We start from the raw sequence: 15,382 nt of genomic DNA, 5'->3' as shown, positions 1-15,382 counted from the left end.
CGAATCCTTTTCAGGGCCGCACCTGGCGGCGCGGCGGTATCGCTTAGAAACGTTCGCTGGCGGCCAGGTAGCGCCACTGACCCAAGGGCAGCTTGCCCATCGACACACCACCCAGGCGAATGCGACGCATACCGAGCATTTCCAGGCGAAGGTAGGCGCACAGTTCGGAAATCTGCCCAGGCTGCGGGTTTTTCAACACCAGGCGCAGGTGGGTTTCGTTCTGCCAGCTGGCCTTGGCCCGCGGCAGTTCCCGGTCATTGCGCGTGGCACCACGGGCCAGGCGCTCGAGCGCCTGCGGTGTGGTTTCACCGCGTACCTCGATGATGTATTCCTGCTCCAGGCGACGCAGGTCGGCGTCGATCTTGCGGGTCACCCGCCAGTCCTGGGTGAATACCTGCAGGCCGCTGGCGCCGCGTTCGAGCGGGGCGAGGCAAGTCAATCTGGCGAAGTGCCCGTGCAGGGGGCGCACGCCTTCGCGGTGGGCTTCGCTGAGACTTGCCATGTTCATGCTGGCGCGGGCAGCTTCACTGTCCTGGCCCTTGGGCTGGTTGAGCAGCAGGGTAACCGGCTCCAGTGTTTCGGCACGGGCACCCGGGAGCAGTTCGACACGCTGAGTTTCAACCTTGAACTGCGGTTGCTCGACCACGACTCCATCGACCGTGACCCAGCCGCCCTCGATGTACAGTTCGGCCTCGCGGCGGGAGCAGCCGAGCTGTTCGATGAGGCGTTTGGACAGGCGGACGGGTTCGGACATGAGCAGACATTCACAGGGCAGGGAAAGGTATCCATTGTACCCGTCCAAGCCGTGCTGCGGCTGGGAATCTGTGCCATTTCGGCCATTTGCACAGCGGTGGCGGCGCAGTTGCTAGCCCTGTGGGCGGATCAGTCGCATATGCAGCAGCGGATACGGCTGACCCAAGCCATCGGTTTCCGAGCGGCCCGCTATCTCGAAGCCCTCATGCAGGTAGAAACCCAGCGCCTGGGGGTTCTGTTCGTTGACGTCCAGGCGATCGGCGTTGAGCTCGGAAATGGCGTGGTGCAGCAGGCGCTTGCCAACGCCTTGGCCGCGGTGCTCAGGGGCGACGAAGAGCATGTCGACACGGCCGTTGGCGACGCCGGTGAAGCCGAGAATCCTGCGTCGAGTGTCCCGGCAGCAGACCAGCATCACGGCGTCCAGATAGCGGCGCAGTACATGGTCGCGCAGCAGCACGATGTAGGCGTCGGGGAGAAAATCATGAGTGGCGCGCACCGATGCTTCCCAGATACGGACCAGTTCGGGGTAGTCGCTGTAGTGGGGGGTATGTAGCGTCAGGTGCAAGGACATTCTGTCTTCCTCGGGTAGTGAGGAAAACATAGATGCTGCAGCACCGGTGTGCGGATTTTTTCTGTCTGGCAGGCCCTTTCGCGGTGTTATGCGCGAAAGGGCGTGACGATCAGATGGGCTCGGCCCACATGTCGTATTCGTCGGCATCGACAATACGGCAACGGACCTTGTCGCCCGGCTTGAAGCCGTGGTCACCGTCGATGAACACGCTACCGTCGATTTCCGGGGCGTCGAAGAAGCTGCGACCTACCGAGCCCTGTTCCTCGACCTCGTCGATCAGTACCTCGATCTCCTTGCCGATACGCAGTTGCAGGCGTGCAGTGCTGATCGCCTGCTGGTGGGCCATGAAGCGGTCCCAGCGATCCTGCTTGACGTCATCCGGGACTTCTTCCAGGCCCAGGTCGTTGGCTGGGGCGCCTTCGACCGGCGAGTACTGGAAGCAGCCGACGCGGTCGAGCTGGGCTTCGGTCAGCCAGTCGAGCAGGTACTGGAAGTCCTCTTCGGTCTCACCGGGGAAGCCGACGATGAAGGTCGAGCGGATCACCAGTTCCGGGCACTGCTCGCGCCAGTTCTTGATGCGCGCCAGGGTACGGTCCTCGAAGGCCGGGCGTTTCATGGCCTTGAGCACCTTGGGGCTGGCGTGCTGGAACGGGATGTCCAGGTACGGCAGGATCTTGCCGGCGGCCATCAGCGGGATCACGTCATCGACGTTGGGGTAGGGGTAGACATAGTGCAGGCGCACCCAGGCGCCCAGGCTGCTCAGCGCTTCGCACAGCTCGAGCATGCGGGTCTTGACCGGGCGACCGTTCCAGAAGTCGGTCTTGTACTTGACGTCGACGCCATAGGCGCTGGTGTCCTGGGAAATCACCAGGATCTCCTTGACGCCAGCCTTCACCAGGCGCTCGGCCTCGCTCAGCACTTCGCCGACCGGGCGGCTGACCAGCTTGCCGCGCATCGACGGGATGATGCAGAAGCTGCAGCTGTGGTTACAGCCTTCGGAAATCTTCAGGTAGGCGTAGTGGCGCGGGGTCAGCTTGACCCCCTGCGGCGGCACCAGGTCGATCAGCGGGTTGTGGTCCTGGCGCGGTGGCACCACCTCGTGTACGGCATTGACCACCTGCTCGTATTGCTGTGGGCCGGTGACCGACAGCACGCTGGGGTGCACGTCGCGAATGGTGCCTTCCTCGACACCCATGCAGCCGGTGACGATGACCTTGCCGTTTTCCTTGATCGCTTCGCCGATCACTTCCAGCGACTCGGCCTTGGCGCTGTCGATGAAGCCGCAGGTGTTGACCACCACCACGTCGGCATCTTCGTAGGTCGGAACGACTTCATAGCCTTCCATGCGCAGTTGGGTGAGGATGCGCTCGGAGTCGACCAGGGCCTTGGGGCAGCCCAGGGAGACAAAGCCGACCTTCGGCGTGGCGGGAGTGGTGGACATGACTAACCTCGGTATTGAAACAGGTCGCGCCTGCCAGTGGCGGCGCGATCCGGGCGGGCGTTTTTGGCGCCTCTGATCAAAAAGTGCGCAATTCTAGCGAGCGCAAGGTCGCTTGACCAGCAGAAAAGCGACGAGCGCTGCGCTATGCTTCGCGCCGTTGTGTCCGGGTAACAATGATAGCCGGATGACGACAGCGGTCCGGGCGCTGCGAGCATGGCGTCCGGTGCGAATACTACCGGCCCCGAGGGGCCGTCTGCGGGAGTGGTCGATGGTTCAGGCAAGCAGTCACGCCGAGGGCGGGCATGGGGCGGCACGCCCTTTGGGCCTGCTGGTGGCAGCTGTTGGGGTGGTCTATGGCGATATCGGTACCAGCCCGTTGTATACCCTCAAGGAAGTCTTTACCGGCGGTTATGGCGTACAGGTCGACCACGATGGGGTGCTGGGCATCCTGTCGCTGATTCTCTGGTCGCTGCTGTGGGTCGTGTCGTTCAAGTACGTGATGTTCATCCTGCGTGCCGACAACCAGGGCGAGGGCGGCACCATGGCGCTCACCGCACTGGCGCGGCGTGCCACGGCCGCGCATCCGCGGCTGCGCATGCTGATGGTCGGCTGCGGGCTGGTCGGTGCCTCGCTGTTCTATGGCGACAGCATGATCACCCCGGCAGTCTCGGTGTTGTCGGCGGTCGAGGGCATGGGGCTGGCGTTCGACGGCATCGACCACTGGGTGGTGCCGATCTCGCTGGTGGTGCTGGTGGCACTGTTCCTGGTGCAGAAGCATGGTACCGAGAAGATCGGCAAGGCCTTTGGGCCGATCATGGTTGCCTGGTTCCTCGTGCTGGCTGCGCTCGGCGTGCATGGCATCCAGCAAAGCCCGGAAGTGCTCAAGGCGTTCAATCCCGGGTGGGCGTTGAACTTCTTCATCGTCCATCCAGGGATGGGCGTGGCGATTCTCGGTGCGGTGGTGCTGGCACTGACCGGTGCCGAGGCGCTGTACGCCGACATGGGCCACTTCGGGCGCAAGCCGATCGCCCGTGCCTGGTTTGCCCTGGTGCTGCCAGCGCTGGTGCTCAACTACTTCGGCCAGGGCGCGATGCTGCTGCAAAACCCCGAGGCGGCGCGCAACCCCTTCTACCTGCTGGCGCCAAGCTGGGCGCTGCTGCCGCTGGTCGGGCTGGCGACCATGGCCACGGTGATTGCCTCCCAGGCGGTGATTTCCGGCGCCTTCTCCCTGACCCGCCAGGCCATTCAGCTGGGCTACGTGCCGCGCATGCAGATCCAGCACACCTCCAGTGACGAGCAGGGGCAGATCTACATTGGCGCCGTGAACTGGACCCTGATGGTCGGCGTGGTGCTGCTGGTGATCGGCTTCGAGTCTTCCGGCGCCCTGGCTGCGGCCTACGGGGTGGCGGTGACCGGCACCATGCTCATGACGACTATCCTGGTTTCTGCGGTGATGCTGCTGCTGTGGAAATGGCCACCGGTGCTGGCAGTGCCGCTGCTGGTGGGGTTCCTGTTGGTGGATGGGCTGTTCTTCGCCGCCAACGTGCCGAAGATCGTGCAGGGTGGTGCTTTCCCGGTACTGGCGGGGATCGTGCTGTTCGTGCTGATGAGCACTTGGAAGCGTGGCAAGCAGATTCTCGTCGAGCGTATCGATGAGGGTGGCTTGCCGTTGCCGGTATTCATCAGCAGCATTCGTGTGCAGCCACCGCATCGCGTCGAGGGGACGGCGGTGTTCCTCACGGCGCGTGCCGATGCGGTGCCCCATGCGTTGTTGCACAACATGCTGCACAACCAGGTGCTGCACAGCCAGGTCGTACTGTTGACGGTAGTCAGCGAGGATCGGCCGCGGGTACCGGAGTCTGAGCGCTTCGAGGTCGAGGCCTATGGCGACGGGTTCTTCCGCGTATTGCTGCACTTTGGCTTCATGGATGAACCGGACGTACCGGCGGCACTGCGCCTGTGCCATCTGGAAGAGCTGGATTTCAGCCCCATGCGCACCACCTACTTCCTCAGCCGCGAGACGGTGATCGCCTCGCGCCTGGAAGGCATGTCGCGCTGGCGCGGGAACCTGTTCGCGTTCCTGCTGAAGAACGCCAACGGCAACTTGCGCTTCTTCAACCTGCCGCTGAACCGGGTGATCGAGCTGGGAACCCAGGTCGAGATCTGATTGAAACAACAAGGGCCGCGATGCGGCCCTTGTTGTTTCACTGCTCGGCGACGTTCGACTTGCCCTGGCGGGTCTCGATCTCGCCGATCAGGCGCTTGGCCAGCGCCGGGTAGTTCTCGTCGAAGTGATGACCGCCTGGCAGCTTCATGCGCTCGCCCACGGCCGTCTTGTCGGTGCAGCCGCTTTCGTCGGTTTCTTCCACACCATAGATGCACACCACCTTGGCGGCGGGCAGCTTGGCCATCTCCGGCCCGGTCGGGGCCTCCTGGCCTTCCTTGCCCAGCCAGCCCTCCACTTCGATCTCGAAGCTGCCACTGCGGGCGAAGGCCAGCAGGATCACCGCGTCGATGCGCTTCTGGTCGGCCTCCGGCAGGCGATTGTAGATCGCCGGCAGTACATCGGCACCGAACGAATAGCCGGTCAGCACGAAGCGCTTGGTACCCCATTTCTGCCGATAGTGCTGCATCAGCTCCGACAGATCGGCAGCGCTCTGTTCTGGCGTCTTGTGCTGCCAGTAGTAGCGCAGGGTGTCGATGCCGACCACCGGGTAGCCGAGCTTGGCCATCTCGCCCGCCACGTCGCGGTCCAGGTCGCGCCAGCCGCCGTCACCGGAGAGGAACAGGGTGACGGTATCGGTGGTCTGGCCGGCCGGCACTTCCACCACGGGAATGGCCAGGGCGTTGCCATCGCGCCCCACCAAGGCCTGGGTCAGCTGGGCCTTGAGTACCTGCGGCAGGTGAATGTCATAGTCGCTGATGCTGGTTTCGGCGTTGGCCTGGTCGCGCACGAAGGCAGCGCTGGCGTCGTCGGGGTTATCGTTCCAGGCCACGTTCCAGTGACCGTGAGCGGCGGTTTTAGGCAGCTCGAGCTTGCAGTCTGGTTGTTCGAGGTTGAAGTCGACCGAAATGGCTCGGGCCTTGTCGTCGTTCTGCCCGGCCAGCCAGCGCCAGGCCTGCGAGGCGCCTGGCCCGATGCCGGCAACCAGGGTCGGCTTGCCGGAGAGCTTGCCCATGGCCTGGTCCAATGCCACTTGCTGCTTGCTGCAGTCGCCGGTCGGCAGGATCACCTGCACCAGTTGCGCTTCACCGGCCTGGCTGAGATCCAGCAGTTGCTTGTCGGTCAGTGCCTGGTCATGGGGTACGCCAACCGCGACCAGGGTCTTGGCGCGCACGCCGGGCGTGACCCGGGTGAGGTTACTGCCATCGTCCAGGGTGAGGTGCTCGATACGGGCTTCGGGGGCAGGGCGGGTCCATAGCCAGAAGGCCCCACCGCCAGCCAGCACGGCGAGCAGCAGGGGGATCAGCAGGTACAACCAGTAACGTCGGGTCATCAGCGTTTCACCAATCCAGTCAGGCCGCCAGCAATCAGGGCGGCGGTATCAGCCAGTGCAACCAGGGGGTCCAGCCCGGCTGGCACAGCCATGTAACGGGGTTCCCAGTCCGGCTGGAACTTGTCCTTGAAGCGCCGCAGGCCCTGGAAGTTGTAGAGCTGCTCGCCGCGCTGGAACACCATCGAACCCAAGCGTTGGGTCAGCGGTGCGCCGCGACGCGGTTGCAGGCCGGAAAGCGGGACCATGCCCAGGCTGAAGCGGGCGTAGTCATGGCTTTTGTAATGCAGGATGAGGCCAAGCATCATGAATTCCATGGTCAGCTTCGGTGCCTCGGGATGCGCGCGCATCAGGTCCAGGCTGGCCAACTCGTTGCTGTGGGTTTCCAGCAGGTTGGCGAAGGCCACCGGACGGCCCTGGAAGCGGATCAGTGCAATTCGGAAATGTTGCAGGTACTCCGGGCTGAAGCGGCCCAGCGAGAAGCCTTTTTCGCGCACGTTCTTGCCAGCCAGCCAGGCGTCGGAGATTTCCCTGAGCTCCTGCAGGGGCGCATGCCCGGGTTCGTGGACCTCCAGGGTCAGGCCGTCGCGGCCGCCACGGTTCCAGGTGTAGCGCAGGTCCTTCATCTCCTTGCCCTTGGCTTCGAGGTCGAAGCGGCGCAGGTCGACCCGTGCCTCTTCGCCAAGCTTGATCGCGGTCAGGCCGATGTCCATGTAGAACGGCAGGTTTTCCGCGCGCACCTGGTAGAACACCGGGCGGGCGTGGTGCAGGTCGCAGAGGTCGCGGAACTGCCAGATCATCTCGGCACGCTCCTGGGCCGGGCCGATCGGGTCGTACAAGGCGACCAGGCTGCGGCCGCGACGGGCATACATGAGGAAGGCGTTGTCGTTGGGGTGGAACAGCAGCGCCTTGTCACCGGTCAGGGCCAGGCCCCCGTCGGGCTGATCGGACGCCAGCAGAATGCGGTTGGCGCGCTGCAGTTCGTCTTCGCTCGGCAGGTGAATCACCGGGCGCGCGGTGCGCAGCAGCCAGGTCAGGGCGACGATCACCAGCAGTACTGCACTGCCCAGCGCAGCGCGCAGGCCGCGCGGAGCATCGGCGTCGAGGGTGAATTGCCACCACAGTTTGTGGCTGTAGGGGACGTCCTGATAGGCGAACAGCAGCAGCCATACCGAGGCACCGACCACGCAAGCGCTGGCTACCAGGTAGATCGGCGAGAACGGCAGCTCCAGCAGGCGGCTGGGGCGATAGAACGAGCGCCGGAACAGGGCGAGCAGGGCGGTGGTGAAGATCATCATCGACGCCTCTTCCCAGTCGAAGCCCTTGAGCAGCGACAGCAGTGCGCCGGTCAGCAGCAACACCGTGGTCAACAGCCAGGCCGCCGACAGGCGGCGACGCAGGCCCTGGGCCAGCAACAGGCAGAGGACGCCGATCAGGCTTGCGCCGAAGTGCGAGGCGTCGATCAGTCGATGCGGGATGAGAAAGCCCATGTGCTCCAGGCGGCTGTCGATCTCTGGGGTAACGCCGGAGAACAACAGCACCACGCCGGACAGAAACACCAGGATCGCCAGCACAGGAGCGGCGAGCCCGGATGCAGCCTTGATCGCCTGTTGGGCGAACAGCAGGCGGCGGGCCTCGTTTACCAGTAGCAGAACGCAGGCCACCAGCAACGGCAGCACCACGTAGATCAGGCGATACAGCAGCAGTGCCGCGGCCAGGGGCGCCGCGCCCAGCTCGTTGGCGAAGGCGGCGAGCAGGATCGCTTCGAACACGCCGACACCGCCGGGCACATGGCTGAGTACGCCAGCGGCGAGGGCCAGCAGGTAGACCAGTACGAAAGCACCGAATGGCGGGGCTTCGGGCAACAGCAGGTAGAGCACCGTGGCGGCGGCTGCGACGTCCAGTGCGGTGATGAGCAGTTGCAGGGCGGTCAGGCGTGCACCGGGCAGGCGCAGGGTGCGACGTCCGACCTGCACCAGCAGATTGTCGGCCAGAGGTTGCTCGGCGGCGCGGCGGCGATAGAGCCCCATGGCCAGGACGGCGCAGGCCAGCAATACCGCAACGGCGATGCTGCCCAGCAGTGTCGGGGACATGCGCAATGCGGTGGAGGCCGCGGTGAGGTCGCTCAAGGTGGCCACTGCTGCCAGCGGAGGCAGTGCGCAGCCCAGCGAGAGGCTGGCGAACACGGTCATCCGCGCGACTTCTGCAGCCCCCAGCCCCTTGCGCGCATAAAGGCGATAGCGCACCGAACCACCGGAAAGCATCGACAGGCCGATGGCATTGCCGATGGCGAACGCACTGAAACCACCCAGCACAAGCGTGCGGGGTGGAAGCTTGACACCTGCATAGCGGGCCGCGGACCACTCGTATCCCAGCAGGGTCACGAAACCTGCCACCGTGGCCAGCAAAGCACCCAGCAGCGCCTGCTTGGGCACGCTGAGCATGGCGTCATGCAAGGCATAGATGTCCAGCTCGCTCAGCAGGTGTCGGCAGGCGATCAGCGCCATGGCGAACAACAGCAGGGTTATCGCCAGGCCGATGGGCTGGCGGTATTTGCTGAGGCGTTCAAGCCACGGCAGACGCTGTGCTGCCGCAGGCAGGGCTGCGGTGATCGGGGCCTGGGAGTCTGGAGAGCGGGAGGTCATGAAATACCTCGTGCGGCGAGCGCGAGGAGGAGGAGACGTGCGGCCAAGTGAAAGTCCCTTTGGAAAACGTGTCCAGATAGTACTCCGGGTGGAGTAGGTTTATCCGTTTCAGGTTAGTTAAAGTTAGTTCATTGAGGTGCCAGACAAAGGGCAAAGCGCGTACGACAGGATGTTTTAAAGGGCAAACGCAACAAGCCCCGCGCTATCCAAGGATAGGCGGGGCCTGTTCTGACGAATATGGTTGCGGGAGCCGGATTTGAACCGACGACCTTCGGGTTATGAGCCCGACGAGCTACCAGGCTGCTCCATCCCGCGTCAGAGGTGCGCATTCTACGGATTATCGACGGACTGTCAAACCTTAATGCGTGTTGAGCGTGGATATTCTTCAAGGCAAAGAAAAAGGCCACTGTGTTAACAGTGGCCTTTTCTTGAATCTGGTTGCGGGAGCCGGATTTGAACCGACGACCTTCGGGTTATGAGCCCGACGAGCTACCAGGCTGCTCCATCCCGCGTCAGTGGTGCGCATTCTACGGATTATCGACGGGCTGTCAATCTTAATCCTTGATTTACGTGGGTATTTTTTCAAGGCAAAGAAAAAGGCCACTGTGTGAACAGTGGCCTTTTCTCGAATCTGGTTGCGGGAGCCGGATTTGAACCGACGACCTTCGGGTTATGAGCCCGACGAGCTACCAGGCTGCTCCATCCCGCGCCTGTGGAATCGAATTCTACGGAAATCCTTCCGTGAGTCAAGCTATTTTTCAAAAAACCCTTTTTTGTTCAATCCCTTAGCCTGTTGCACAGGCCAGAGGCTGAGCCATGACGCGGGTTGTGGCGGGTTTTGCGAGGGGGGCAGTCATACCGATCATCCTTGGCCGCGTCGGGTGGGGCTGACGAATGCCGAGGCGCGTGCTGTAATATCTGTATGAATTTACAGTACTGACGGTCAGTCATGTCCCTGCGCAAGATCATCCACATCGATTGTGACTGTTTCTACGCCGCCATCGAGATGCGTGACGACCCCCGCCTGGCGGGTCGGCCCATGGCTGTGGGCGGTCAGCCGGGGCAGCGTGGGGTGATCGCCACCTGTAACTACGAGGCAAGGGCCTATGGCGTGCGTTCGGCGATGTCGTCGGGGCATGCCATGAAGTTGTGCCCGGACCTGCTGATCGTCAGGCCGCGTTTCGAGGCCTACCGTGAGGCCTCGCGGGAAATCCATGCGATATTTCGTGACTACACCGATCTGATCGAGCCCCTGTCGCTGGATGAGGCGTATCTGGATGTCAGCGACAGCCAGTGGTTTTCCGGCAGTGCCACGCGGATTGCCGAGGACATCCGTCGGCGCGTTTCCCAGACCTTGCACATTACGGTGTCCGCTGGCGTTGCACCGAACAAGTTCCTGGCCAAGATCGCCAGCGATTGGCGCAAACCCAATGGTTTGTTCGTGATCAGGCCCGATCAGGTCGATGAGTTCGTTGCCGCACTGCCGGTGGCGCGCCTGCACGGGGTGGGCAAGGTGACTGCAGACAAGCTTTCAAGACTTGGTATCGACACCTGTCAGTCATTGCGCGAATGGTCGCGCCTGAGCCTGGTGCGCGAGTTCGGCAGTTTCGGTGAGCGGCTGTGGGGGCTTGCCCATGGCATCGACGAACGGGTCGTACAGAACGACAGCCGGCGCCAGTCTGTCAGCGTCGAAAACACCTACGACAACGACCTCCCTGACTTGGCCAGTTGCCTGGAAAAAATCCCGGATCTGCTCGACAGCCTGAACGGGCGGATTGCGCGGATGGACAGCAGCTACAAACCAGACAAGCCTTTCGTCAAGGTCAAGTTCCATGATTTCAGCCAGACCACCCTGGAACAGGCGGGGGCAGGGCAGGACCTTGAGAGCTATCGGCAATTGCTCAGCCAGGCCTTCGCTCGGGGTGGCAAGCCGGTGAGGTTGCTGGGGGTGGGGGTAAGGTTACGGGATCTGCGCGGTGCGCATGAGCAGTTGGAGCTGTTTCCTGCTCAATAAAAGAAAGGGGCGCATTGCGCCCCGTTCTTTTTACCGCTCTCCAGGGTCGGCGACCAATCTGCCGGTTTCCTTGGTCAGCGTCTTGAGGAATTCCTGCTGCAACTCCGGATCGTTGCGTGTCAGCTCGATCAGGCTCTGTTCCAGTTCGCTGGCTTCCTCTTCCAGGCCCAGTTCCGAGAGACGTTTGACCCGGTGTACCCACTGGCCAACGTCATCGTCCTCGAGGTCTTCGAAGATCAGCTCATGAGCCTCCAGCAGCTTGTTGCGCAGCGTGCCGCTGACCAGCAGGCTGGCGTCGCCGCGGATGCCGTTGTCTTCATCGATCGCCGCCAGATGCAGGGTGCCGATATGGTTGAGGTTCTGCTCCGAGAATGGGCTGTCGAGCAGGTTCAGGCGTAGCACACCATGCTTGTCGGTGGTCAGCTCGTGGGTCATCTTGCCAGCCTTGACCTCGACCAGGCGCTCGTTCCACGGCAGGCTGGTGAACTCCTCGCGCTTGTCCTTCTGGATTTCGCTGATGCCTGCGAGGTTCTGCTGTGCGCGACCGTTGGACTGCACGTTCATGAACGGGTTGAGCCCGGCCAGGCCGTAGCTCAGCCAGTCGTGGGTCATGCTCTGCGGCAGGCTGTCGAAGGTGATCACGTTGACCACGTTGGCGCCTATGCCCGCGACCACCGCCACCGCACCCAGTGGGATCTCGTAGATCTCCCGCCAGGGCTGGTAGGGCGTGTAGCGGTCATAGCGCCGCGTGACTTCGAACTCGGTGACTTCGAAGCGTCGCTGTTCATTGATGCGAACACGCCGTTGCGGAAGCTCCATCACCTTGGGCTCGCCGACGTCGATCTGCAGACTGTGCTCGAGCAACTTGCGCTCGACACGTTCCTCATGCTCGCTGCGCTGGGACATCTGGTTGGCGCAGCCGCTGAGGAACAGGGCGCCGCAGAGCGCGGCGCCCCCCAGGGTAAAGGTACTTCGCTTGGACATGTTCACTCGTGCATTGGTGGTCAGCGGCGGATGCGGGCCTGCAGGAAGGTCAGCACTTCGTTGAGCGGCAGCGGCTGGGCATCCTGTTCGGTGCGGTGCTTGTACTCCAGGTTGCCGTCGGCCAGACCGCGATCGCTGACGACGATGCGGTGCGGGATGCCGATCAGTTCCATGTCGGCGAACTTGATGCCGGGGCTGGTCTTCTTGTCACGGTCGTCCAGCAGCACTTCGTAGCCTGCGGCAGTCAGCTCGGCGTAGAGCTTGTCGGTTGCCTCGCGCACGGCGTCGGTCTCGTAGCGCAATGGCACGAGGGCGATCTGGAAGGGCGCCAGGGCATCGTTCCAGATGATGCCCTTGTCGTCATGGTTCTGCTCGATGGCAGCGGCGACCACGCGGGACACGCCGATACCATAGCAACCCATCGACAGCACCACTGGCTTGCCGTTCTCGCCCAGTACCTGGCACTTGAGCGCCTCGCTGTACTTGGTGCCGAGCTGGAAGATGTGGCCCACTTCGATACCGCGCTTGATGACCAGGGTGCCCTGGCCGTCGGGGCTCGGATCACCGGCGACGACGTTGCGCAGGTCGGCGACCTGTGGCACTGGCAGATCACGCTCCCAGTTCACGCCGAAGTAGTGCTTGTCGTCGATGTTGGCGCCGATGCCGAAGTCGCTCATCAGGGCGACCGAACGGTCGATGATGCATTCCAGCGGCAGGTTCAATGGGCCGAGCGAGCCGGCACCGGCACCGATGGCTGCGCGCAGCTCGGCGTCGCTGGCCATGACCAGCGGGTCAGCAACCTGTTCCAGCTTGGTGGCCTTGATTTCGTTCAGCTCGTGGTCGCCACGTACGATCAGGGCGACCAGCTTGCCTTCCTCGGCGCCACGCACGATCAGGGTCTTGACGGTCTTCTCGATCGCCAGGCCGTGGTTCTCGACCAGTTCGGCGATGGTCTTGGCGTTTGGCGTGTCGACCAGGCGCAGTTCTTCGGTCGGCGCTGGGCGCACGGTTTCCCGTGGAATCGCTTCGGCCTTCTCGATGTTGGCGGCGTAGTCGGAGGTGTCGCTGAAGATCACGTCGTCTTCGCCGGAAGAGGCCAGGACGTGGAATTCGTGGGAGTAGCTGCCACCGATAGAGCCGGTGTCGGCCTGCACCGGACGGAAATCCAGGCCCAGGCGGGTAAAGATGTTGGAGTACGCCTGGTGCATGCGGTCGTAGGTTTCCTGCAGGGAAGCCTGGTCGGCATGGAAGGAGTAGGCGTCCTTCATGATGAACTCGCGGCCGCGCATCAGGCCGAAGCGTGGACGGATCTCGTCACGGAACTTGGTCTGGATCTGGTACATGTTCAGCGGCAGCTGTTTGTAGCTGGACAGCTCGTTGCGTGCCAGGTCGGTGATCACTTCTTCGTGAGTCGGGCCGACGCAGAAATCACGGTCGTGGCGGTCTTTCAGGCGCAGCAGCTCGGGGCCGTATTGCTCCCAGCGCCCGGATTCCTGCCACAACTCTGCGGGCTGGATGCTTGGCATCAGCACTTCAAGGGCACCGGCGGCGTTCATTTCTTCGCGCACCACGTTCTCGACCTTGCGCATGACCCGCAGGCCCATCGGCAGCCAGGTGTACAGGCCGGAGGCCAGCTTGCGGATCATGCCGGCGCGCAGCATCAGCTGGTGGCTGATGACAACGGCGTCTGCCGGGGTTTCTTTCTGAGTGGCGAGCAAATATTGACTGGTGCGCATGGGAAGCCGTGTCGATTGCCTGAATGTTTGAAATGACCCCGCATTGTACGGGGGCGAGACGAAGGCGTACAGGATGCCCCAGGGCGCTCGGCTTGTCAGCCAAGAAAAAGCCCGGCAGATGCCGGGCTTCTTCAGGTGCGGGGCATTGCAAGCCGGGGCTTACAGGATGCTCAGCGGGTACTCGACGATCAGACGCAGTTCGTCGATCGATGCGGAGCCGTAGTAGACGCCATCGGCGGAGCGGTAAGTGGCCTGGCGGACACGGAAGCTCAGGTCCTTGGCCGGACCTTCCTGCAGGACGTACTTGACGTCGATGTCGCGTTCCCATTCCTTGCCGTTGGTGGTGCCTTCGACGTGAGCACCGGTACCACGGGCGTAGCGGGTCATGAAGGTCAGGCCCGGAATGCCGTACTCGGCGAAGTTCAGATCGTAGCGAGCCTGCCAGGACTTCTCGCCTTCGGCGTTGAAGTCGGAGCGGGCGATGGAGTTGGCGAGGAAGATGGTGCCGCCGCCGTCTACGCCATAGGCGTAGTCGCCGTCACCGGTGACCTTCTGGTAGGCCAGGGTGAAGGTGTGAGCGCCAACGTTGTAGGCGCCGGACAGGCTGAATGCACGGTTGTCCAGTTTGTCGCCATCGAAGGCGCGTACCTTGCCTTCGCCATCGCTCTTGGTGTCATAGATGTTGAAGTCGAACACCAGGCCTTGTTTGTCGGACAGCGGCAGTGCCCAGTTGACGTTGGCGTAGTATTTGCGCCAGTAGTCTTCGACTTTGGAGTAGTAGAGGCTGGTGCTCAGGCCGTCGGTCACGGCATAGGTGCCACCGAAGACGTTCGCTTCGGTCAGACCCGGGTTCTTGATGCCGAGGTTGTTACGACCGCCGATGCTGTCCTTGTAGCTCTGGGCTTGTGCGTCCAGACGGGTGAAGTGACCGGCGTTCAGCTCCAGGCCTTCGATCTCCTTGCTGGTCAGCAGGAAGCCTTCGGCGGCTTCCGGCAGCAGGCGGCTATCGTCAGTGGCGAAGACTGGCAGCGAGGTGAACTGGCCGCCGAACTTGAGGACGGTGTTCGAGATGCGTGCTTTGACGGCACCGTAGCCCTTCGAATAGGAATCTTCCGGGCGACCTTCGGAGTCGACAGGGAACAGGCCGGTGTTGGTGGTGCCACGACCGCCGTCGAGCTTGATGCCCAGCAGGCCGATGGCGTCGACACCGACACCAACGGTGCCCTGGGTGAAGCCGGATTCGAAGGTGCCGATGAAGCCTTGGCCCCACTCGGCGCGACGGCTCTGTTCGTCGCTTGGGTTGTTGCGGAAGTCACGGCTGAAATACAGGTTACGCAGCTTCACGTTGAGCTTGCTGTCGTCAACGAAGCCTTTGGAGTCATCCTGCGACGACGCCATTGCCAGTCCAGAAGTCCCCGCTGCAACAGCCAGGGCGATCATGCTCCACTTCATCACGCGCATCGTGATTTGCTCCTTTGGTTTTAGGAAGAGTACCGCTGCGCCCAAGTGTTTTAGTTATATGGGGCAGCTCTTTCTTTTTATGTCGGCGAAAATGTATATCACGCTGACTGTACTTGGCGACATGAAAAACGGAACCTTTCGGTAAGTTTACGGTCGTGTCGCTTTTGGCTAGTTCCATGTCGCAAATCACGTCCCGCTAAAGGCGGGTCGTACACCCCAGCGCTGCTTCGAAGTCCGTCACGATTCCGTAAAGAATGGCTGTGTACTCGAAGCTCCCTGGTGA

10 protein-coding genes and 3 tRNA genes are annotated in these 15,382 nt (G+C 62.7%); 2 read left to right on the top strand and 11 right to left on the bottom strand.

Translation table 11 applies throughout. The features are described 5' to 3' along the window. Positions 1 to 43: 43 nt before the first annotated feature. From AB688_RS21940 to rimO, 3 genes are all read right to left on the bottom strand, one after another. On the bottom strand, positions 44 to 754 hold the full coding sequence (locus AB688_RS21940; protein WP_054891017.1) for an rRNA pseudouridine synthase: 711 nt from the start codon (positions 752 to 754) through the stop codon (positions 44 to 46). A gap of 111 nt (positions 755 to 865) precedes the next feature. Then, on the bottom strand, positions 866 to 1,324 hold the full coding sequence (locus tag AB688_RS21935) for a GNAT family N-acetyltransferase (RefSeq protein ID WP_063545886.1): 459 nt from the start codon (positions 1,322 to 1,324) through the stop codon (positions 866 to 868). Between the two features lie 109 nt (positions 1,325 to 1,433). Further along, positions 1,434 to 2,765 (bottom strand): 30S ribosomal protein S12 methylthiotransferase RimO, encoded by a 1,332-nt coding sequence (gene rimO / locus AB688_RS21930; protein ID WP_063545885.1) that lies wholly within the window; start codon positions 2,763 to 2,765, stop codon positions 1,434 to 1,436. 268 nt (positions 2,766 to 3,033) lie between these two features. On the opposite strand from rimO, the gene AB688_RS21925 reads away from it, so the two are divergent. Further along, on the top strand, positions 3,034 to 4,932 hold the full coding sequence (locus AB688_RS21925) for a potassium transporter Kup (RefSeq protein WP_054891014.1): 1,899 nt from the start codon (positions 3,034 to 3,036) through the stop codon (positions 4,930 to 4,932). Positions 4,933 to 4,969: 37 nt separating this feature from the next. Here the strand turns inward: AB688_RS21925 and AB688_RS21920 are convergent, their stop codons facing one another. The 5 genes from AB688_RS21920 to AB688_RS21900 all read right to left on the bottom strand — a co-directional run bounded on the left by AB688_RS21920 (position 4,970) and on the right by AB688_RS21900 (position 9,613). Continuing rightward, positions 4,970 to 6,262 (bottom strand): virulence factor family protein, encoded by a 1,293-nt coding sequence (locus AB688_RS21920; protein ID WP_054891013.1) that lies wholly within the window; start codon positions 6,260 to 6,262, stop codon positions 4,970 to 4,972. Then, positions 6,262 to 8,904 carry a bifunctional lysylphosphatidylglycerol flippase/synthetase MprF gene (gene mprF, locus AB688_RS21915; RefSeq protein ID WP_063545884.1) on the bottom strand — a complete coding sequence of 881 codons (2,643 nt, stop codon included), beginning with the start codon at positions 8,902 to 8,904 and terminating at the stop codon, positions 6,262 to 6,264. Before mprF ends, AB688_RS21920 begins: the two co-directional genes overlap by 1 nt. Positions 8,905 to 9,142: 238 nt before the next feature. Then, positions 9,143 to 9,219, bottom strand: a tRNA-Met gene (locus tag AB688_RS21910). 120 nt (positions 9,220 to 9,339) lie between these two features. Next, positions 9,340 to 9,416 (bottom strand) — tRNA-Met (locus tag AB688_RS21905). Positions 9,417 to 9,536: 120 nt separating this feature from the next. Next, positions 9,537 to 9,613, bottom strand: a tRNA-Met gene (locus tag AB688_RS21900). A 246-nt stretch (positions 9,614 to 9,859) separates the two neighbouring features. Between AB688_RS21900 and dinB the strand changes: the two genes are divergently transcribed. Further along, the gene (gene dinB / locus AB688_RS21895) at positions 9,860 to 10,918 is read left to right on the top strand and encodes a DNA polymerase IV (protein ID WP_196759912.1); all 1,059 of its coding nucleotides are present in this window, start codon (positions 9,860 to 9,862) and stop codon (positions 10,916 to 10,918) included. A 30-nt stretch (positions 10,919 to 10,948) separates the two neighbouring features. Here dinB and AB688_RS21890 read toward each other — a convergent pair whose 3' ends face one another. From AB688_RS21890 to AB688_RS21880, 3 genes are all read right to left on the bottom strand, one after another. Further along, positions 10,949 to 11,902, bottom strand: a complete 954-nt coding sequence (locus AB688_RS21890) for a hypothetical protein (protein WP_063545882.1) — start codon at positions 11,900 to 11,902, stop codon at positions 10,949 to 10,951. 20 nt (positions 11,903 to 11,922) lie between these two features. Beyond that, on the bottom strand, positions 11,923 to 13,638 hold the full coding sequence (locus AB688_RS21885) for a proline--tRNA ligase (protein WP_063545881.1): 1,716 nt from the start codon (positions 13,636 to 13,638) through the stop codon (positions 11,923 to 11,925). Between the two features lie 159 nt (positions 13,639 to 13,797). Next, positions 13,798 to 15,099: an OprD family porin gene (locus AB688_RS21880; protein ID WP_063545880.1), complete on the bottom strand. Its 1,302-nt coding sequence runs from the start codon at positions 15,097 to 15,099 to the stop codon at positions 13,798 to 13,800. Between the last annotated feature and the right edge of the window lie 283 nt (positions 15,100 to 15,382).

The organism is Pseudomonas putida (assembly GCF_001636055.1).
Lineage (GTDB): Bacteria > Pseudomonadota > Gammaproteobacteria > Pseudomonadales > Pseudomonadaceae > Aquipseudomonas > Aquipseudomonas machongensis.
Note: the sequence above shows the minus strand (reverse complement) of the source record. Positions and strands in the feature narration are given on the sequence as shown.

Bases quoted from the DNA above. Each gene is read 5' to 3' on its own strand.
- AB688_RS21940 (WP_054891017.1), bottom strand. From the start codon at position 754: ATGTCCGAACCCGTCCGCCTGTCCAAACGCCTCATCGAACAGCTCGGC.
- AB688_RS21935 (WP_063545886.1), bottom strand. From the start codon at position 1,324: ATGTCCTTGCACCTGACGCTACATACCCCCCACTACAGCGACTACCCC.
- rimO (WP_063545885.1), bottom strand. From the start codon at position 2,765: ATGTCCACCACTCCCGCCACGCCGAAGGTCGGCTTTGTCTCCCTGGGC.
- AB688_RS21925 (WP_054891014.1), top strand. From the start codon at position 3,034: ATGGTTCAGGCAAGCAGTCACGCCGAGGGCGGGCATGGGGCGGCACGC.
- AB688_RS21920 (WP_054891013.1), bottom strand. From the start codon at position 6,262: ATGACCCGACGTTACTGGTTGTACCTGCTGATCCCCCTGCTGCTCGCC.
- mprF (WP_063545884.1), bottom strand. From the start codon at position 8,904: ATGACCTCCCGCTCTCCAGACTCCCAGGCCCCGATCACCGCAGCCCTG.
- AB688_RS21890 (WP_063545882.1), bottom strand. From the start codon at position 11,902: ATGTCCAAGCGAAGTACCTTTACCCTGGGGGGCGCCGCGCTCTGCGGC.
- AB688_RS21885 (WP_063545881.1), bottom strand. From the start codon at position 13,638: ATGCGCACCAGTCAATATTTGCTCGCCACTCAGAAAGAAACCCCGGCA.
- AB688_RS21880 (WP_063545880.1), bottom strand. From the start codon at position 15,099: ATGCGCGTGATGAAGTGGAGCATGATCGCCCTGGCTGTTGCAGCGGGG.